This is a genomic window from Microbacterium salsuginis (assembly GCF_012524205.1).
Lineage (GTDB): Bacteria > Actinomycetota > Actinomycetes > Actinomycetales > Microbacteriaceae > Microbacterium > Microbacterium salsuginis.
On sequence record NZ_JABACI010000004.1, the window covers coordinates 331,529 to 350,237 of the forward strand.

Sequence of the window (18,709 nt, forward strand, 5' to 3'; positions counted from 1 at the left end):
CCTTCCGGGTCCCGTCGCGCCGGCCCCCTCAACACAGATGACCGGATGGCGGCGACGGTCGTGACACGAACTCGCCGACATGTGCTCCCGCGCCGGCGAGTAGCGTGAAGGCGTGAGCGTTCCCACCCCGTCGCGGCCAGCGCCCGCCTACCCGTTCGACGCGCGCCCGCTCGTCGAACCGGTCGATCCTGCGGCGGCGCGCGCGTTCGCACACGAGCTGCGACGCACGGGACGGATGCCGGCGGCGAACGTCGTCGGGATCATCGTCATCGCGGTGGTGGGCATCGTGTTCGTCTCGGTGTTCTTCACGATGGTCGGCACCATCGTCGCCGTGGCGGCGTCCGCCGCGGGCGACGGCATCGCCTTCGTGCTGCTCTCGTTCATCCCCGTCGTGATCCTCGTGGCCATCGTCGTCGCGGTCGTGATCGTGGCGATCGTGACCCGACGCTCCGCCGCGGCGCGCATGCTGCGCCTGGACCGCTTCGCGCGGGCCAACGGCATGAGCTACCTCCCCCGGCTCGCGAACCCCGCGCTCCCCGGGATGATCTTCTCTCTGGGCAGTTCGCGCCAGGCATCGGACCTCGTGCGCGGCGACCGCCCGCGCTTCGTGGAGTTCGCGAACTACCGGTACACCACCGGGTCGGGCAAGAACCGCAGCACGCACACGTGGGGGTACGTCGCTGTGAAGCTCGACGTGCCACTGCCCCACATCGTGCTGGATGCCACCGGCAACAACGGCCTGTTCGGCTCCAATCTGCCCGCGACCTTCGACAAGGACCAGCGCCTGAGCCTCGAGGGCGACTTCGACCGCTTCTTCTCGCTCTACTGCCCCACCGGCTATGAGACCGACGCGCTCTACCTCTTCACGCCCGACATCATGGCCCGCTTCATCGACAACGCCGCGGCCCTCGATGTCGAGATCGTCGACGACTGGCTGTTCCTATATGCCAAGCGCGACTTCTCCACGCTCGATCCGGCGACCTGGGCGTGGCTCTTCTCGGTCGTGGGGGCGCTGCTCGACAAGTTCGCGCAGTGGGCGCGGTGGCGCGACGAACGACTGCGGGCGGCGGCTTCGGCGATGAATCCGGATGCCTCGACCCCGGCCGTCGCGGGGGTCGCGAGCCCCGCGGGCGCCGGTGCCGCGGCGGGTGCGGCATCTGCTGTGCCCTTCACGCCGCCACTCGAGCCGTTGCGCCCGCCGCCCGGCGTCGCGCCGCAGGGCCGCCGCCTGCAGCGCGGCGTGCCCTGGATCTCGTTCGTGGTGATGGGCGTGGTCGTCCTGTGGTGGATCCTCTCGCAGGCAGGCGTGTTCGGCATGTTCTTCAGCCGCTGAGACGGCAGAACTCAAGGAGCTCGAGTTCGTCGCGGGCGTAGGCTTGCCGCGTGCCATCACATTGCTTCGCGACGCCCGCCGGGCGTGAGGGGGTCGTCGGCGCGCTCTGCGCCGAGCGGAGGTAGCCGTGCGCGTCGCCGAGAGCGACGCCGCTGAGCCCTCCGCGGACCGCCGGTTCGCGGCATCCGATCTCTCGCCCGCCGTGGCGAGCCCTTTGTGAAGCAAGGAATCATGCACGCATTCACCGAGAAGGACATCCGCGCGTCCTTCGTCAACGCCTCGCTGCGCGAGCGCAAGTCCATCGTCCTGCCCGATCTCGCCGAGGTGGGCTGGGAGAACCTCGACTACCTCGGCTGGCGCGACCCGAAGCAGCCGCTGGCAGGCTTCATCGTCATCGCCGTCGACGACGAGCCGGTCGGCATCCTGCTGCGCCAGACCGAGCAGCGCGTGCGCACACGTGCGCAGTGCTCCTGGTGCGAGGACGTCACGCTGCCCAACGACGTCGTCTTCTTCAGCGCCAAGCGCGGAGGACAGGCCGGTCGCAACGGCGACACCGTGGGGACGCTGCTGTGCGAGCGGTTCGAGTGCTCGGTGAACGTGCGCCGGCCGATGCCGCCCGCCTACCTCGGGTTCGACGTCGAGGCAGCACGGCAGCGTCGGATCGAGGCGCTGCGCGCGCACGCCGACGGGTTCGCACGAGACATCCGCGACAGTCGCTGACGGAATCGGTCGCCGGGCGCGGGCTCAGCGACCACGGGCGCAAGGGGCTTGTGCTGCACCCCAGCCATAGAGAGCGTGGCTTCGAACAGAAGGAGCGCGCCATGAAAGCTGTGCAATACCGGAAGATCGGGGCGGGACCCGAGGTCGTCGAGATCGACGCGCCCGAGCCTGGTCCGGGGCAGATCCGCTTGCGAGTGACGGCGGCAGGACTGTGTCACTCGGACTGGTTCCTGATGGACCTGCCCGAGGAGCAGTACACCTACGGACTGCCCCTCACACTCGGTCACGAAGGGGCAGGCGTCGTCGACAAGCTGGGAGCAGGCGTCGAGGGCGTCGCCCTGGGCGAGGCGTACGCGATCTACGGACCGTGGGGCTGCGGCCAGTGTCACGCGTGCTCGGAGGGCCGTGAGAACTACTGTCCGTACGCCGCCGATCTCGGCATCGCGCCTCCGGGACTCGGCGCGCCGGGAGCGATGGCAGAGTACGTCGTCGTCGACGATCGACGGCATCTCGTGCCCCTCGGGGACCTCGATCCCGTCGAGACCGTCTCGTTGACAGATGCCGGACTCACGCCGTACCACGCGATCAAAGCCGTCGAGCACAAGCTCTATCCGGGTTCGACAGCCGTGGTGATCGGAGTGGGCGGACTCGGGCACGTCGGCATCCAGATCATCCGCGCGATCAGCGCCGCGAAGGTGATCGCGGTCGACGTCAGCGAAGAGAAACTCGCACTCGCGTCCGAGGTCGGTGCACATCACACCGTCGTGTCGGACGCGGGGGCCGCCGATCGCATTCGCGAGCTCACCGACGTGCTCGGGGCTCAGACCGTGTTCGACTTCGCCGGAGTGCAGCCCACCGTCGACCTGTCCAAGGCCGTGGTGGCCGTCGACGGCTTCGTGCACATCGTGGGAATCGGGGGTGGCGTGATGTCGGCCGGGTTCTTCCAGACGCCCATGGGGGCCGCGGTGCGGGCACCGTACTGGGGCTCTCGCAGCGAGCTCAGGGAAGTCCTCGACCTCGCACGCGTCGGGGCGGTGAGCGTGCACGTCGAGCGGTACGGCATCGACGACGCCGTCGAGGCATACGACAGGCTGCACCATGGCGATGTCCGGGGCAGGGCGGTCGTCGTGCCCTAGGCGCCCCCGTCGTCCGGCACCTTAGCGCCATGCCGAGACGGGTCCGCGCCGAGACGTCTGAGTCGCTCGCGCGTCGCTGCGACGCGCGAGCCTCAGGTGCGGACGACAGCCGCGGTGAGGTTCTCCTCAGCCCAGCGACCGAGGTCTCGAAGCACCGGCACCAGGCGCTCGCCCGCGGTCGTGAGGGCGTACGTGACGGCCACGGGTGGTCCGGGATCCACGTTCCGCGTCACGAGCTGGGCTGCCGCCAGCTCGGTGAGACGGTCGGACAGCACTGCATCACTGATGCCGGAGACCGTGCGGCGCAACGTCACGAACGACAGCAGGCCACCGCTGAGCGCGTCGATGATCATGCCGTTCCAGCGCTTGCCGAGGACCGAGAAGGCGAGCGCGACCGCTTCGTCGCATTCGGGTCCCGCCCGCTCTTCGTCCGCCATCCCCTCATTGTAGTCGTGCTAGTCTCGCGCTAGTCGCTCTTCTTTTCTTAGCGACTACGCGAATATGACTGGAGATTTGATGACCCTCTTCCGCCTCGACGCGAGCATCCTTCCCGCGTCGTCCGCCAGCCGCGAACTCGGCGACCTCGTCGAGACCGAGTGGGCGGCAGCGCACCCGACCTCGACCGTGCTGCGCCGCGACCTCGCGGCAGACCCGGTGCCCGCCACCGCGTGGCCCGATGCCGTACAGGGCGGCTTCCTCCCGGAGGAGGAGCGATCCGAGGCCCAGCGCAACGCGATCGGATTGGCGCGGATCTTCGCCGACGAGCTGACCGGCGCCGACGCACTCCTCTTCACCGTCCCGCTGTACAACTACGGCGTCTCGCAGCACTTCAAGACCTGGTTCGACCTGGCCTACACCGACCCGCGGATCGATCCACAGGGCACCGCCCTGAACGGCAAGCCGGCGACCCTCGTCACCGTACTCGGCGGGAACTACGCCGAGGGATCGCCCAAGGAGGGTTGGGACCATTCCACCGGGTGGCTGCGTCGCGTGCTTCAGGACGTGTGGGGACTCGACCTCCGCGTCGTGCACCGACCCTTCACCCTCGTCGGGGTGAATCCCGCGCTGGACGCCTTCATCGAACCGGCCGCGGAGCTCAAGCGCACGGCGGAATCGGCGGCGGTGCGTTCGGGTCGCGAGCTGGCCGAAGCCCGCCGCGCGCAGGTCGCCTGACAGGTCAGGGGCCGCCCGGCGCGGTATCCGGTCCGTGCACGTCGCGGACGGACGCCGCGTCGGGCGCTCACGAGCGCGCGGCCCACCATTCCCGCAGGCGCTCCTCGGCGGCATCCGCCCCGATGACGCCCTCATCCAGGCGCAGATCGAGCAGGAACCGGTACGCCTCACCGACCTCGCGACCCGGACCGATGCCCAGCACCTCCTGGATGCGGTTGCCGTCGAGCTCGGGACGCATCGCGTTGAGCTCCTCCTGCGCGGCGAGCTCGGCGATCCGGCGCTCAATGTCGTCGTACGCGCGTGCCAGCCGCCCGGCCTTCTTGGCGTTGCGGGTCGTGACATCGGCGCGGGTGAGGATGTGCAGGCGCTCGAGCTCGGCTCCGGCATCGCGCACGTAGCGGCGCACGGCCGAGTCTGTCCAGGCTCCCTCGGAGTATCCGAAGAACCGCAGGTGCAGCTCGATCAGGCGGGTCACGGAGCCGATCGTGTCGGAGTCGAAGCGCAGCGCCTGCAGGCGCTTGCGCGCCATCCGCGCGCCCTTGATGTCGTGGTGGTAGAACGTCACGCCGCCACCGGGCTCGAGCCGCCGCGTCGCGGGCTTGCCGATGTCGTGCAGCAGCGCCGCGAGCCTCAGCGCGACATCGGGAGCGGCATCCGGATTCCGTTCCTTCTCAAGATCGATGGCCTGGCGCACCACGGTCAGGGAGTGCTCGTACACGTCCTTGTGGTGGTGGTGCTCGTCGATCTCGAGCTGCAGCGCGGGGACCTCGGGAAGGAACTCGCGCATCAGCCCGGTCTCGACGAGCAGGCGGATGCCTCGCACCGGGTCGTCGGTCGCGAGGAGCTTGACCAGCTCGGCCTGGATCCGCTCGGGGCTCACGATCTCGAGCGTCGCGCGCAGTTCGGCCATCGCCTCGACCGTCGCCTGGTCGACGTCGAAGGCGAGCTGTGACGCGAACCGCGCTGCGCGCAGCATGCGCAGCGGGTCGTCGCCGAAGCTGACCGCCGGATCGGCGGGCGTGCGCAGCGTCGTGCGGACGAGGTCCTCCACACCGCCGGTCGGGTCGACCAGGGTGCGCGCGGGCACACGCAGCGCCATCGCGTTGACCGTGAAGTCGCGGCGCACCAGGTCGCCCCCGATGGTGTCGCCGAACTCGACGGTGGGCTTGCGCGTCACGCCGTCGTAGCTGTCGGCCCGGTAGGTCGTGATCTCGACCTGCTCGCCGCGGATGCGGGCACCGATCGTGCCGAAGGCCCGGCCGATGTCCCACTGTGCGGTCGAGATGGGTTTGACGATCCGCAGGATGTCGTCGGGACGTGCGTCGGTGGTGAAATCGAGGTCGTTCGTGGTGCGCCCCAGCAGCGCGTCGCGCACCGGTCCGCCGACGATCGCCAGGTCGAAGCCGGCATCGGCGAACGCGCGGGCGAGTGCGTCGACGACGGGTGACTCGGCGAGCGCGCCGAGGCGCGCGACGCCCTCGGCCATGTTGAGCATGGACTCCAGCCTACCGAGCGGCGCCGACGGGCTGCCGGTCAGGAGAAGCGGAGGAACCCGGTGAACAGCAGCTCCCGCACGCGCGGGATCAGGTCGGCGCGCAGGGCGGCGGCGTCCACCTCGAGCAGCTGTGCGATCGCATCGATGAGGACGCCGACGGGCAGGTCGCCGTCGCATGCTCCGACCAGGGCCGCCAGTCCGGGGTCGACGGCCAGCGCCCGGCCGAACCCCCCGCCCTGCCGCAGCTCGATCACGGTGGGATCCTCGGCTCCGGGCAGGTGGTGGCGGTTCTCGGTGACGTCGGACGCGACGATGAGAACGGATGCCGCGACGCCGTCGTCGTCCAGACCGTCGAGCCGGTCGTGGGCGGCGAGCGCATCGGCCAGGTGTGCGCCGAGGCCGTCGCCGCCGGACGTAGATCCCGACAGCCGTTCGTACCGCGCGAGGGTCGGCACGCCCGAGACCGGACGGCGCAGCAGCACGTAGCCGAAGCCGACCTCAGTGACATCGCGCGAGCCGAAGTCGTCGAGCCACACGTCGACGAGCCGTGCGAATCCGGGCGTTCCGGCCTGCGTGCCGCCGTCGCGCACCCACAGCTCGGCGTACGACAGCGGGTCGAGGCTCTCCCGCTCGACGACCCAGGCGTCCAGCGGCACCGGCGAGGCGGCGACCCAATCGCGTACGCGATCCAGGCCCGCGACACCGTCGCGTGTCTCCCAGTTGCCGAGCAGCTGCGCGACCCCGCCCGGCATCAGCTGAGCCCCGACCCCCGTGACGAAGGCCGCGACCACCGCGTCACCCACCATCCCGCCGTCCCGGTACTCGTACGCCGGCACATCGGCGACCCGTGGCGTGATCACGAACGGCGGGTTCGACACGATGCGATCGAACAGCTCGCCGGTGACCGGCTCGAAGAGGCTGCCCAGTCGCACATCGATGCCGTCGACGTCGTTCAGCAGTGAGTTGAGCCTCGTGAAGGCGAGCGCCCGGGCCGAGATGTCGGTGGCGATGACGTGGTCGGCGTACGCGCGGGCGCGCAGGGCCTGGATGCCGCACCCTGCGCCGACGTCCAGCACGCGCGTGGCCGGCGTGGGCAGGTGCAGCCCCGCGAGCGTGAGCGACGCGCCCCCGACTCCGAGCACGTGGTCCTCGGCGAGCGGGCCGCCGAGAGCGGCTTCGTCGAGGTCGCTCGCGATCCACCACTGGCCGGAGCCGTGCGTCGGGCCGACGAGCCCGGAGGCTCCGCTCGACGCGCCTGCGGCGAGTGGAGGGGCAGCGGGGAGTGGAGGGGCAGCGGGGACGGCGAGTGGAGGGGGCGTGGGGACCGTGAAGGACTGCGGCCGTATCACTGCGAGGGGACGCACGATGCCGCCGGTGACGTCGGCGAGCCCGAGGTCGGCCAGGCCGGCGGCGAGGGTACGCGCGAGAGAGCCGTCGACGGATGCCTCGGCCTGCGGCATCCCGAGCACGAAAAGCCTGCACAGCACGGCCAGCGGGTCATCGCGCGATCCCAGGGCGCGATCGGCCGGTGAGCGCAGGCCCCGCGCGATCGCGTCGTCGGCGGCGTCGCCCCACGCGGTGCGGACGGACTCGGCCGAGAATCCGGCGTCTCGGAGGTCGGCGGCGAGCGCTCGGCACAGGGCCGGATCCGGTTCGGGGAGCACGGGACCATTCAACCGCGCCGGTGATGTTCGGGGGGCTCGGAGCGTCGGACCGTAGAATCGCACTCGATCGTGCGGTCAGGCCATCGCACAGGAGCGAACCCCCCGACAGGATGATCGTGACCACACCGGGAAGCCCCGCCCGGCGCCGCGCCCGGCCCCGGGCGCCGCGCCTCATCGCGGGCATCGCCGCGAGTGCGGTCGCCCTGGTGGCGTTGCTCGCTCCCCTCGCGCTCCCCGCGGCGGTGGCATCGCCTTCGCCGGACCCGACTCCGACCCCCACCGCGACGCCCCCCGTGGCCCCGGGCACGACGGTGTTCACGCTGGCCCCCGTCGCCAACGGCATCGTGCGGCCCGGCCAGTCGCTCACAGCCTCGATCACCCTGCAGAACGGGACGGATGCCGCGCTCCCGGCCGCCGAGGTGACCCTGTCGCTGGGCCCGGCACCACTGCCCGATCGTCAGTCGCTGACCGAGTGGCTCGACGGCCAGACCGACGGCGTCGCCGTCGACCCGGTCGCGTCCGCCGCGCTGGAGCCGGTGGCTCCGCGGTCCGAGGAGGTCACGAGCGTGGGGCTCGCGGCCGACGCACCGGCGCTCGCCGGCCGCGCGCCCGGCGTGTATCCGCTCGCGGCGTCATACGCGACGGAGTCCGGCGTGGTCACCGCGACGAGCGCGATGATCGTGCCGGCCGACGACGGCCGGGAGGTCGGCGTCGGCGTGGTCGTGCCGATCACGGCCGGCACGCTCACCGACGGACTCCTGACCGCCGACGAGCTCGAAGTACTGACCGGCCCCGGCGGCGGCCTCACCGGTCAGCTCGACGGCGTCGACGGCACGGCGGCGATCCTCGCGATCGACCCGGCGATCCCCGCCTCGATCCGCGTGCTCGGCTCGTCGGCACCGGTCTCGGCCGTCGAGTGGCTCGACCGGCTCGAGGCACTGCCCAACTCGCGCTTCGCGCTGCAGTTCGGCGATGCCGACGTCACGGCCCAGTTGCAGGCCGGTCTCACCAAGCCGCTGTCGCCGACCTCCCTGACCGCCTACGTCGACCCCGCGAACTTCGCCACCCCCGACCCCGCACCGAGCCCCACGCCATCCCCGACCCCGACGCCCACCCCCGAGACCGAGACGGAGCAGCCCCCCGTTCCGGATCTGGCGCAGCTGCTCTCGATCGGCGATGCCACGCGCGAGGGCGTGTACTGGCCCGCTGACGGGACGGCGACGTCCGACGTCATCGCCGCACTCAGCCGCCTCACATCGGACGACCGCGCGGGGCTGACCGTCATCCCGTCGAGCTCGACCACGGCAGGCGCCGACGGTCGCACGGTTCCCGCGCACGGCCGCGCGGGAGAATCCGATGTGCTGGTGTTCGACGCCGACATCTCGCAGCAGCTCCAGGAGGCCTCCGTCCGCGAGAAGTCGTGGCTGCGCGGGGCGTCCCTCACCGCCGCGACCGCCTTCCTCGCGTTCGCGACGGCCGAGACCGATGGCCCGCTGCTGGTCTCGCTGGGACGCAGCGCAGACCGCGACCGTGTGGGCTTGAGCACCGCGATCGCGACGGCGGCCACGGCACCGGGCGTCGTGCCGAGATCGCTGACCGCCGTCATGGGCGGCGAGCCGAGCGGCGTCGAGCTGCGCGACATCGAGCCGCAGGCGGAGCGTGCGGCTGCGGCATCCGCTCTCCTCACGCGGGAGAGCGAGCTGTCGCGGTTCGCGACGATCCTCGACGACCCGGCGATGCTCACCGGGCCCGAGCGCGCCGAGATCCTTCAGCTGCTCGGCGTCGAGTGGGTCGCCGAACCCCAGTGGCCGACCGCCTTGGCCGAGCACCACGCCGCCACGACCGAGACTCTCGGCTCGGTCGCACTGCTGCCCGCCAGCGCGGGCGACCTGTACGGTGCGAGCGCGTCGCTGCGGTTCTGGGTGCGGAACGACCTGGAGTACCCGGTCAACCTCGTGCTGTACACGACCCCCGACAACCTGCGGCTCGACGTGCAGAGCGAGACTCCCGTCGTGGCCACGCCCCAGAGCAACACGCGCGTCGAAGTGCCCGTGCAGGCGCGCGTCGGGCGCGGTGAGGTCACGCTCGCGCTGCAGCTGCGCAGCCCCGCGTTCGTCGCGATCGGCCCGCCGCAGACCGTCGAGGTCAACGTGTGGGCCGAGTGGGAGGCCGCGGGCATCGCGGTGCTCGCGGTGATCGTGGGCGGGCTGCTCGTCATCGGCGTGGTGCGCACGGTGCTGCGGGTTCGCCGGCGCCGGCGGCGCGGCGACGAGGAGCCGCAACGTTGAGCGGGATCGGACGAGCGAGCGTCCTGATCGGCGCCGGCACGGTCGTCTCGCGGCTCACCGGCTTTCTCCGCACCATCGTGCTGGTGTCGGCGGTCGGGGCGTTCGCCGGCGCCGGCAACGCGTTCGCCGTCGCGAACCAGCTGCCCAACAACATCTACGCGGTCATCTCCACGGGCCTGCTGAGCGCCGTCGTGGTGCCGCAGATCGTCAAAGCGGCCGCCCATGATGACGGCGGCCGCGCGTTCGTCTCCAAGCTCTTCACCCTCGGCACGGTGGTGCTGCTGGTCACGACGGTGCTCGCGACGCTCGCGGCCCCATGGCTCGTGGCGCTGTACGCGCCCGAGTATCCGCCGGAGCTCCAGGCGCTGGCGACGGCGTTCGCCTACTGGTGCCTGCCGCAGATCCTCTTCTACGGTCTGTTCGCCCTCGTCGGCGAGTCGCTCAACGCGCGGCGCGTCTACGGGCCGTACACCTGGGCGCCGATCGTCAACAACCTCGTCTCGATCGCCGGCTTCCTGATCTTCATCTGGCTGTTCGGCTCCGGCACGGCCGACACCGCGTGGACGTCGGAGATGATCGCAGTGCTCGCCGGCACGGCCACGCTGGGGATCGTCGTGCAGGCCGGCATCCTGTTCGCCTTCTGGCGGCGGACAGGGCTGCACGTGCGCCCGGACTTCCGGTGGCGGGGCGTCGGCCTCGGCCAGATCGGACGGCTCGCCGGCTGGACGTTCCTCATGGTCGTCGCCGGGCAGCTCGCCGGACTCGTGCAGTCGCAGGCACTCTCGAACATCGCCGAGGGCGACCCCGGCTTCTTCGCCTCGCAGAACGCGTGGCTGCTGTTCATGCTCCCGTACTCGATCATCGTGCTGTCGATCGGCACCCCCTACTTCACCCGGCTCAGCGAGCACGCCGCAGCGGGCCGCGACGACGAGGTCCGCGGCGACATCGGGCGCAGCATCCGCACGCTCGGGATCTTCGTCGTGGCCGCCACCGCCGCCCTCGCCGTCGCGGCCGTGCCGGCATCGCGTATCTTCACCAACAGTGCGTCCGAAGCGGTGGCGGCGGCCGGAGTGCTGCTCTGCTACCTCATCAGCCTGGTGCCGCTCGCGGTGCTGTTCGTCGTGCAGCGCACGTTCTACGTCTACGACGACACCCGCACGCCGTTCTTCTTCACGCTGCTGCAGTGCGCACTGGTGGTCGCCACGGCGTGGGGAGCGGAATGGGCGCTGGATGCCGGCATCCTTCCTCCCGGCCAGCTCGCTGCCGCCGTCGCCCTCGGCCAGTCGTTCGCCACCGTCGTCCAGGTGATCGTCGCCACCTGGCTGCTGCGCCGCCTGCGCGGCGATATCGGAGTCGGATCATGGATGCTGGCGCTCGGGCGATTCGCGATCGCCGGCGTGCCCGCGGCCGGCGCCGGATGGCTGACGTTCCTGCTGCTGGGCGGCAGCGAGGGCTGGACCACGTCCGGGCCACTGCTCGGCGCGGTCGGCGCCGCCATCATCGGGCTCGTCGCCCTCGCCGTGTACGCCGGGTTCCTGGCGCTGCTGCGCACGCCCGAGCTGTCCGTGGCGATGCAGCTGGTGCGGCGGATGCTGCCCGGCGGGCGGGGAGCCTAGCCGGGCATCTGTTTCTCACCTCGTGGAAGCGCCGCGGACCGATGGAATGGTCCGCGGTTACGATGTGTTGAAGCACACGAACCATGCGAAAGGGGCGCTCGTGCGTCAGGTCATCATCATCGGGTCGGGGCCGGCGGGCTACACCGCCGCCATCTATGCGGCACGCGCGAATCTGAATCCCCTCGTGGTCGCCAGCTCGGTCGAGGCCGGCGGTGAGCTCATGAACACGACCGACGTGGAGAACTTCCCGGGCTTCCCGGAGGGCATCCAAGGGCCGGATCTCATGACCAAGATGCAGGAGCAGGCAGAGCGCTTCGGCGCCGAAGTCCTCTACGACGACGTCGTCGATCTCGACGTCGCGGGACCGGTCAAGAAGATCACGCTCGGCAGCGGCGGCACCCACGAAGCCGACTCCATCGTCTTCGCCACCGGCTCGGCACCGCGCAAGATCGGCATCGACGGCGAAGCGCGCCTTTCTGGCCGCGGAGTGTCGTACTGCGCCACGTGCGACGGGTTCTTCTTCCGTGAGAAGGTCATCGCCGTCGTCGGCGGTGGCGACTCCGCGATGGAGGAGGCGACCTTCCTCACCAAGTTCGCGTCGAAGGTGTACATCATCCACCGTCGCGACGAGCTGCGCGCGTCCAAGATCATGCAGGACCGCGCGTTCAAGAACGACAAGATCGAGTTCGTGTGGAACAGCGCCGTCGTCGACATCATCGGCGATGACGCCGTCACCGGCGTGGTGCTCGAGTCCACGGTCGACGGCACCCGTTCGGAGCTGGCGCTCGACGGCGTGTTCGTCGCGATCGGCAACGACCCGCGCACGCACCTCGTCCACGGCAAGCTCGACCTCACGCCCGAGGGCACGGTCTGGGTCGACGGTCGCTCGTCACGCACCTCGCTGCCCGGCGTCTTCGCCGCGGGCGACGTGATCGACCCGACATACCGTCAGGCCGTCACCGCCGCCGGCAGCGGCACGGTCGCCGCGCTCGATGTCGAGCACTACCTCGCCGCGCTCGGCGAGGCGGGCGCACCCGCCCCCGACGTCGCCGAGATCGACGGGCTCCCGGGCGCTGACGAGGCGCGCGCGGAGACCGCCAAGGTCAACGCCGCGTAGCGCGTCCGGAACAATGCGGGCCGCCGCAGCGTTTCGCCAAGAAGCAGGCTTCCCACCGAAGGAGACGAATACATGACCGCCAAGGCGACCACATCCGCCACGTTCGAGCAGGACGTGATCCAGGCCGACGGACCCGTGCTGGTGGACTTCTGGGCTGAATGGTGCGGACCGTGTCGCATGGTCTCGCCGATCCTCGACCAGATCCAGGCCGAGCACCCCGACAAGATCACCGTGCTCAAGCTGAACGTCGACGAGAACCCCGACCTCGCCATGAAGTACCAGATCACGTCGATCCCGGCGATGAAGGTCTTCAACAAGGGCCAGGTCGAGACGACCATCATCGGCGCCAAGCCGAAGTTCGCCCTCGAGCAGGATCTCGCGTCCTATATCGCGTAATCCGTCCGCGTCGCCCCGGCATCGGGTGCTTTCTCTGAGAGAAAGTGCTGATGGCCGGGGCTTTCGCGTTTCATGCCGATTGCGGCATCCGGTCACGCCTCTGCGCGCACGTTGGCATCCCAGCGACGGTGCGTATTGGCGTCGCCCAGCAGCCGCCATACGGCCCGAGTGAGCGGCGGGTAGTCGAGCGCGATCTGCCGCAGCACCCGGTAGTGACGGGACGCGTTCGGGCGTGCACCGCCGTTCTCGGCGATGTTCTCGGCGCGCAGCATGAACACCACGAGCTCATCGACACTCGGCAGGTCCTCCATGAAGTCCCACGGGTCTTCGCCGGCTCGCAGGCGCTCCGTCACGAGTACCGACAGTTCATCGGCCGCCTCGGCGCGAAGCAGTTCGAGACTGGCGCGGGGGCGCCTGGTCTGCTCGTCGTTCGCCACCAATCCAGGGTAAGGCCCTCGGGCGCGGGTGCGGGTCATCGCGCGCCTTACGCTGAGATCATGAGCGACGAACCCTCGCGCCGCGCCGTCGAGGCGGTGTGGCGCGACGAGTCCGCCCGGATCGTCGCCGCTCTCACCCGTCACACCGGCGATTTCGCGTGGGCCGAGGATCTCGCCCAGGAGGCGCTCGTGGAAGCCCTCGCCGCGTGGCCCCACGCGGGCATCCCCGACAACGCGGGCGCGTGGCTCATGACCGTGGCCAAGCGGCGCGCCATCGACGGCTGGCGTCGCCGCGAGCGGCTCGCGCAGCGCGAACCGCTCTTCGTCAGCGAGCTGCGCGAGGCGGAGAGGACAGACCCGGTTCCCTCGCTCGCCGACCCGGACCGCATCGACGACGACGTCTTGCGTCTCGTGTTCGTCGCGTGCCATCCCGTCCTCGCACCGGAAGCGCGATTGGCCCTCACACTGCGCACCGTCGCAGGCATGACCACCGAGCAGGTCGCCCGCGTTCTGCTCATGACTGTGGCGACCGTCCAGCAGCGGATCGTGCGCGCCAAGCGCACGCTCGGCGCTGCCGGCGTGCCGTTCGAAGTCCCCGACCGCAGCGAACGGCCGGAGAGACTGTCCAGCGTGCTGCAGGTGATCTACCTGCTCTTCACCGAGGGATACTCCGCGGCCGCCGGCGATCACCCGATCCGCCCGGACGTCGCGCGCGAGGCGATCCGCCTCGCCGGGCTGGTGCACGGGCTCATGCCGGGCGAACCCGAAGTCGGCTCGCTCATCGCCCTGATGGAGTTCCAGACCTCTCGGTTCGCCACCCGTCACAGCTCGGAGGGGCTGCCTCTGACCCTGGAACAACAGGACCGCGTGCGCTGGGACCGGGCAGCGATCGAACGCGGCAGTGAAGCGCTGCGGCGCGCTGCCGGCGCCGGGTCCGGGCTGGGGTACTACGGCCTGCAGGCGGCGATCGCCGAGTGCCACGCGGTCGCGCCCACCTACGCCGCCACCGACTGGCCGAGGATTCTCGCCCTGTATGACGCGCTCGAGGCCCTGGCGCCGTCAGCGGTCGTGCGACTCAACCGCGCCGTTGCCGTCTCGATGGTGGAAGGGCCGGCCGAGGCGTTGTCGATGGTGGACGGACTCGCACCGGACCTCGCCGGGTTCCGCCCGTGGCAAGCGGTCCGCGCCGAACTGCTGGAACGCCTCGGGAGAGCGGATGCCGCAGCGACGGCGTATCTGGAAGCGGCCGACCTGCCGGGAAACGACGCGGAAGCCTCGCTGCTGCGCCGACGAGCGGCCACGCTTCGCCCGTAGCGCCGGAACCCCTCTCCGGGAGCGGTTCGGGCTCCGCGATCAGTCCGAGCCAAAGCCGGTCTCGCCGATCTCCTCGAGGATGCGGTTGAGATCCTGAATTGTCGCGAAATCGATGTTGATCTGGCCTTTACGTGCCGTGAGCGAGATGCGGACACGAGTGTTGAGGCGATCACCGAGCTTCTCGGCGACCTCGTCGAGGTGGGCCCGACGCGATCCGGCCTGCGGTTTGGCGGCGCGGGTGCCGCCGGCATCCGGCATCTTGGCGGCGGCCTCCGCCGCACGAACCGAGAGGTCCTCGTTCACGATCTTGTCGGCGAGACGCTGCATCGCGGTGGCGTCCTCGAGAGACAGGATCGCACGCGCGTGCCCGGCGCTGAGCACGCCAGCGGCCACGCGCTGCTGCACCGGCACCGGCAGCTTGAGCAGGCGGATCGTGTTGCTGATCTGAGGACGCGAACGGCCGATCCGCGTCGCGAGCTCTTCCTGCGTGATGCCGAAGTCCTCGAGCAGCTGCTGGTACGCCGAGGCCTCTTCGAGCGGGTTCAGCTCCGATCGGTGGAGGTTCTCGAGCAGGGCGTCGCGGAGGAGATGCTCATCGGCCGTGTCACGCACGATCGCGGGGATCGACGTCAGCCCTGCCTCGCGGGCGGCGCGGGTGCGCCGCTCGCCCATGATGAGCTCGTACTTGCCGTCTTCGTTGGTCCGCACGACGACGGGCTGCAGGACCCCGAACTCGCGGACGCTGTGCACCAGCTCGGCGAAGTGCTGCTGGTCGAAGTGCGTCCTCGGCTGGCGCGGGTTCGGCACGATCTCATGCGGATCGATGTGTGCCAGGTGCGCGCCCGGGACGGCGACGAGGTTCTCCTGCGAGTCCGCGGGCGCGTCGTCGGCCGGCGGGGCCTCGTCCACCGCGACGGACCGGGGGAAGAAGACGTCCGAGGGCCGATCGTCGACCTGCTCGTTGGTCGGAATCAGTGCGCCGATTCCGCGGCCCAGTCCGGTGCGCTTCGCTGCCATCAGATGCCCCTTTCGCTCGAGGCGCTGTCGCGCCGGATCATCTCAACAGCCGCTTCGCGGTATGCGATGGCTCCGGCCGACTGTCCATCGTAGGCCAGAACGGACTGACCGAAACTCGGCGCCTCGGAGACGCGGACCGAACGCGGGATGATCGTCTCGAGCACCTCCTTGGGGAAGTGCTCACGGACCTCATCGGCGACCTGCTGCGCGAGGCGCGTGCGCCCGTCGTACATCGTCAGCATGATCGTGGAGAGCTCCAGTCGCGGGTTCAGGTGCTTCTGGATCATCCGGACCGTGCCGAGCAGCTGGCTCAGGCCCTCGAGTGCGTAATACTCGCATTGAATCGGGATCAGCAGCTCCGTCGCCGCCGTGAAGGCGTTGATCGTCAGCAGCCCGAGCGATGGGGGGCAGTCGATCAGGATGAAGTCGAGCTGCCCTTCGTGGTTCGCGAGGTACTCGTCGACCGCGACGCGCAGCCGGTGCTCGCGTGCGACCTGCGACACCAGCTCGATCTCGGCCCCGGCGAGGTGAATGGTGCTCGGTGCGCACAGCAGGTTGGGGGACTCCGGGCTCACCTGGATGATGTCGGCGAGCGGGAACTCGTCGATGAGCACGTCATACACGCTCGGAATGTCGGAGGTGTGCGGGACGCCGAGCGCCGTCGACGCGTTGCCCTGCGGATCCAGATCGATCACGAGCACGCGAGCACCGCGCTCCGCCAGGGCAGCGGCGAGGTTGACGGTGGTCGTGGTCTTGCCGACGCCACCCTTCTGGTTCGAGACCGTCAGCACCCGGGTGCGGCCGGTCAGCTGTACCTCGGCCGCGTCGAGAGCTTTGCGGCGTGCGGTCAGGTCGGCGAGTTCCCGGGCGATCGGGGAGTCGTCCTCGGCCTCCGCCGCGGTGGCGCCGTCGTGCTGCGCAATGGGGGATTCCTCTTCTTGCGTGGCGGCTTCTTCTTGCGTGGCAGATTCCTCTTGCGTGGCGGCTTCGTCACCGGCGTCGCCGGATGTGTCGTCCAGACCCGGCTCGGGCTCGGGTGCCGGCTCGGGTGCCGGCTCGGGGTCAGGTGCAACCTCGGTGCCGGACGCCGGCTGAGGCTGATCGGTGGGTGCCTGGGCGGCATCGATCTGGGACTCTGGCTCGGTGTCGGTGTCGGACGGGACATCGGCGTCCGGTTGTTCCGTGATCGCCTGTGTCAGCTCAGCGGGCGGCTCGGTGCCACCCTGCGGTGAGGCGGTGGCGGCCTCTGTCGATCCGTCCTGCCCGACGGCGTCGAGGGCGGTGACTTCCGGTGCGCCATCATCCGGACCCGGGCCCGCCAGCTCGTCCGATTCAAGGCCCGAAGCCCTCTCTTCACGGGGATCCTGCTCGCCAGGCGTCTCGTTCTGAGGGGCTTCGGACGAGTCGTCCGCGGGCACTTCGGGAGTCTCCGGCGCCGGTGAGATCGGCTGCTCGTCGGACGAGAGGGATGCCTGAGCCTCGGTCTCGTCGGGTTGTTTCACGTGAAACTCTCCCCTTTGTGCGAGCCGCTCAACATCGCCTTCCACCCTATCCCGCCTTCCCCCCATCCCCAGCCGTCGGAGCCAGTTACTCATGCGTTCCTTACTGTTTGGGCGGGACTTCCGCGACCTCCAGTCAACAGTGCCCCACCCCTCCGACGGCGCCAACCCGCCGCCCTCCAGCGAACCGCCACTCTTCCGCCGATATGAGCCGGGCGGCTGACGAGTAGCGAGCGTGTCGAGACCCGGCCGGGCACCGATGGCCCGGAGAGTCCCCGTCGGTCGAGGACTGGGGAGAGGGCGTGCCGAGACCCACGCAGGACCGCTGTGGCACGCAAGTCCCGCAGGTCGAACACTGAGGAAGGGCGTACCCACGACCCCCACAGAACCCCCACACCTGACAACCTTGGTCAAGTCGGGGAGTGAGGAACCGGCGTACCGCCCCCACAACGCGATACCCGACATCCCCGCCAGTCGGGGGGCGACGAACGAGCGTGGCGAGACACCCATAACCCCATACCCCGCAGCCCCCGGCAGCTCGAGTACCGACAATCGCGTACGGAGACCCCGCAGGACCCAAAGGCCCGCCAGTACCCTGCCGGTCGAGTAGCTAGCAACGAGCGTATCGAGACCCCACAACCCCGGCCCAAACTGCCCCGCCGGGACCCCCGCGGGCCCCGGTGACCCGCCGGTCGAATGGCGACGAACGCGCGTACCGAACCCCACAGGACCCGATGGCCGGCGATCCCTGGTCGGTCAAGTAACGAGGAACGAGCGTATTGAGACCTGACACGGAGAGCTCGCTCACGCTCACCGCAGATTCCGCGGCTCCGCTGTTCGCTTGTTTCACGTGAAACATTCGAGCGCTCTCGCTCACCGCGGCCCGCGCTGCCTGTTGCTGGGCGGCGACAGCTGCTCCGGCTTACGTTGATGAGCGCCAAGCGCTTCGCGCATTCCCACCGCTTCGCCTGCCCCTCGCGGAGACACGCGTCGTCGATTCTTGCAAACGTCTCGCCATAGACGGCACGAAGAGGGAGGCGAGATCTGTCGTTGGCCCCTTCGCCGTCGTTGTGTTGTGCGAGTCGGTGCTCAAGATCAGGAGTGCCCCCACGCAGAGAGCCGTCCGCGAATTCAAGGTTGTGCAGGCAGTGCAGGTCCGATCCTCCGCACGACCAACGCGGCCGATGTGTCTTCGGGGCGGAACTGTGAACGTGTGCGACGGAGTGGGGGTTGTGGAGGAGTCCTGCATGCCACAGGGAGGACGCCCATGGACGACTGCAGCCCACTCGAGAAGCTGCGATGTCCGAACACATCTCGCGAAGCGGCTCTCGATACGCTCGTTCGTCGCTACTCGATCGGCAGGCTAGACGCCTGGACGCCCGTCGCGCGTCAGGATGCGTTCATCGCGAGACATCGCTTGTTTCACGTGAAACATCGACCTGCGTCTACGAGCCGGCCTGGCTCAACGTGCAATGACCATGCCATCCGAGCGCGTCGCCCCTTG

15 protein-coding genes are annotated in these 18,709 nt (G+C 70.0%); 9 read left to right on the forward strand and 6 right to left on the reverse strand.

Annotation, left to right across the window (positions count from 1 at the left end; all coding sequences use genetic code 11):
* The first annotated feature begins 112 nt into the window (after window positions 1-112).
* The 3 genes from HF576_RS13360 to HF576_RS13370 all read left to right on the forward strand — a co-directional run bounded on the left by HF576_RS13360 (window position 113) and on the right by HF576_RS13370 (window position 3,189).
* Window positions 113-1,333: a hypothetical protein gene (locus tag HF576_RS13360; RefSeq protein ID WP_168913301.1), complete on the forward strand. Its 1,221-nt coding sequence runs from the start codon at window positions 113-115 to the stop codon at window positions 1,331-1,333.
* Window positions 1,334-1,564: 231 nt separating this feature from the next.
* Window positions 1,565-2,053, forward strand: a complete 489-nt coding sequence (locus HF576_RS13365) for an FBP domain-containing protein (protein WP_168913302.1) — start codon at window positions 1,565-1,567, stop codon at window positions 2,051-2,053.
* Between the two features lie 101 nt (window positions 2,054-2,154).
* A complete protein-coding gene (locus HF576_RS13370) occupies window positions 2,155-3,189 on the forward strand; it encodes an NAD(P)-dependent alcohol dehydrogenase (RefSeq protein WP_168913303.1) in 1,035 nt (344 codons plus the stop codon).
* Between the two features lie 92 nt (window positions 3,190-3,281).
* Here HF576_RS13370 and HF576_RS13375 read toward each other — a convergent pair whose 3' ends face one another.
* The gene (locus HF576_RS13375; protein WP_168913304.1) at window positions 3,282-3,626 is read right to left on the reverse strand and encodes a winged helix-turn-helix transcriptional regulator; all 345 of its coding nucleotides are present in this window, start codon (window positions 3,624-3,626) and stop codon (window positions 3,282-3,284) included.
* Window positions 3,627-3,705: 79 nt separating this feature from the next.
* Here HF576_RS13375 and HF576_RS13380 point away from each other — a divergent pair, with 79 nt between their 5' ends.
* Window positions 3,706-4,362: an FMN-dependent NADH-azoreductase gene (locus HF576_RS13380; RefSeq protein ID WP_168913305.1), complete on the forward strand. Its 657-nt coding sequence runs from the start codon at window positions 3,706-3,708 to the stop codon at window positions 4,360-4,362.
* A gap of 67 nt (window positions 4,363-4,429) precedes the next feature.
* On the opposite strand, the gene HF576_RS13385 is transcribed toward HF576_RS13380, so the two are convergent.
* Both HF576_RS13385 and HF576_RS13390 read right to left on the reverse strand, forming a co-directional pair.
* Window positions 4,430-5,857 carry a CCA tRNA nucleotidyltransferase gene (locus tag HF576_RS13385; RefSeq protein ID WP_168913306.1) on the reverse strand — a complete coding sequence of 476 codons (1,428 nt, stop codon included), beginning with the start codon at window positions 5,855-5,857 and terminating at the stop codon, window positions 4,430-4,432.
* Between the two features lie 38 nt (window positions 5,858-5,895).
* Window positions 5,896-7,521, reverse strand: coding sequence for a DUF7059 domain-containing protein (locus tag HF576_RS13390; RefSeq protein ID WP_168913307.1), 1,626 nt, complete (start codon window positions 7,519-7,521; stop codon window positions 5,896-5,898).
* Between the two features lie 116 nt (window positions 7,522-7,637).
* On the opposite strand from HF576_RS13390, the gene HF576_RS13395 reads away from it, so the two are divergent.
* From HF576_RS13395 to trxA, 4 genes are all read left to right on the forward strand, one after another.
* Complete coding sequence (locus HF576_RS13395; RefSeq protein WP_205835242.1) at window positions 7,638-9,809, forward strand: DUF6049 family protein; 2,172 nt, start codon at window positions 7,638-7,640, stop codon at window positions 9,807-9,809.
* On the forward strand, window positions 9,806-11,425 hold the full coding sequence (gene murJ / locus HF576_RS13400) for a murein biosynthesis integral membrane protein MurJ (protein ID WP_168913308.1): 1,620 nt from the start codon (window positions 9,806-9,808) through the stop codon (window positions 11,423-11,425). Before HF576_RS13395 ends, murJ begins: the two co-directional genes overlap by 4 nt.
* A 100-nt stretch (window positions 11,426-11,525) precedes the next feature.
* Complete coding sequence (gene trxB, locus HF576_RS13405) at window positions 11,526-12,542, forward strand: thioredoxin-disulfide reductase (RefSeq protein WP_168913309.1); 1,017 nt, start codon at window positions 11,526-11,528, stop codon at window positions 12,540-12,542.
* A gap of 72 nt (window positions 12,543-12,614) precedes the next feature.
* Window positions 12,615-12,938, forward strand: a complete 324-nt coding sequence (trxA, locus tag HF576_RS13410) for a thioredoxin (RefSeq protein WP_168913310.1) — start codon at window positions 12,615-12,617, stop codon at window positions 12,936-12,938.
* A 92-nt stretch (window positions 12,939-13,030) separates the two neighbouring features.
* On the opposite strand, the gene HF576_RS13415 is transcribed toward trxA, so the two are convergent.
* On the reverse strand, window positions 13,031-13,375 hold the full coding sequence (locus tag HF576_RS13415; RefSeq protein ID WP_425523004.1) for a tryptophan synthase subunit alpha: 345 nt from the start codon (window positions 13,373-13,375) through the stop codon (window positions 13,031-13,033).
* 60 nt (window positions 13,376-13,435) lie between these two features.
* Between HF576_RS13415 and HF576_RS13420 the strand changes: the two genes are divergently transcribed.
* Window positions 13,436-14,689: an RNA polymerase sigma factor gene (locus HF576_RS13420; protein ID WP_168913311.1), complete on the forward strand. Its 1,254-nt coding sequence runs from the start codon at window positions 13,436-13,438 to the stop codon at window positions 14,687-14,689.
* Window positions 14,690-14,728: 39 nt separating this feature from the next.
* Here the strand turns inward: HF576_RS13420 and HF576_RS13425 are convergent, their stop codons facing one another.
* A complete protein-coding gene (locus HF576_RS13425; RefSeq protein WP_168913312.1) occupies window positions 14,729-15,706 on the reverse strand; it encodes a ParB/RepB/Spo0J family partition protein in 978 nt (325 codons plus the stop codon).
* Entirely contained in the window at window positions 15,706-16,629 is a 924-nt protein-coding gene (locus tag HF576_RS13430) for an AAA family ATPase (protein ID WP_168913803.1), read from the reverse strand. Before HF576_RS13430 ends, HF576_RS13425 begins: the two co-directional genes overlap by 1 nt.
* Between the last annotated feature and the right edge of the window lie 2,080 nt (window positions 16,630-18,709).

Coding starts and splice junctions, on each gene's coding strand:
- HF576_RS13365 (WP_168913302.1), top strand. CDS start 1,565: ATGCACGCATTCACCGAGAAGGACATCCGCGCGTCCTTCGTCAACGCC.
- HF576_RS13370 (WP_168913303.1), top strand. CDS start 2,155: ATGAAAGCTGTGCAATACCGGAAGATCGGGGCGGGACCCGAGGTCGTC.
- HF576_RS13375 (WP_168913304.1), bottom strand. CDS start 3,626: ATGGCGGACGAAGAGCGGGCGGGACCCGAATGCGACGAAGCGGTCGCG.
- HF576_RS13380 (WP_168913305.1), top strand. CDS start 3,706: ATGACCCTCTTCCGCCTCGACGCGAGCATCCTTCCCGCGTCGTCCGCC.
- HF576_RS13385 (WP_168913306.1), bottom strand. CDS start 5,857: ATGCTCAACATGGCCGAGGGCGTCGCGCGCCTCGGCGCGCTCGCCGAG.
- trxA (WP_168913310.1), top strand. CDS start 12,615: ATGACCGCCAAGGCGACCACATCCGCCACGTTCGAGCAGGACGTGATC.
- HF576_RS13420 (WP_168913311.1), top strand. CDS start 13,436: ATGAGCGACGAACCCTCGCGCCGCGCCGTCGAGGCGGTGTGGCGCGAC.
- HF576_RS13425 (WP_168913312.1), bottom strand. CDS start 15,706: ATGGCAGCGAAGCGCACCGGACTGGGCCGCGGAATCGGCGCACTGATT.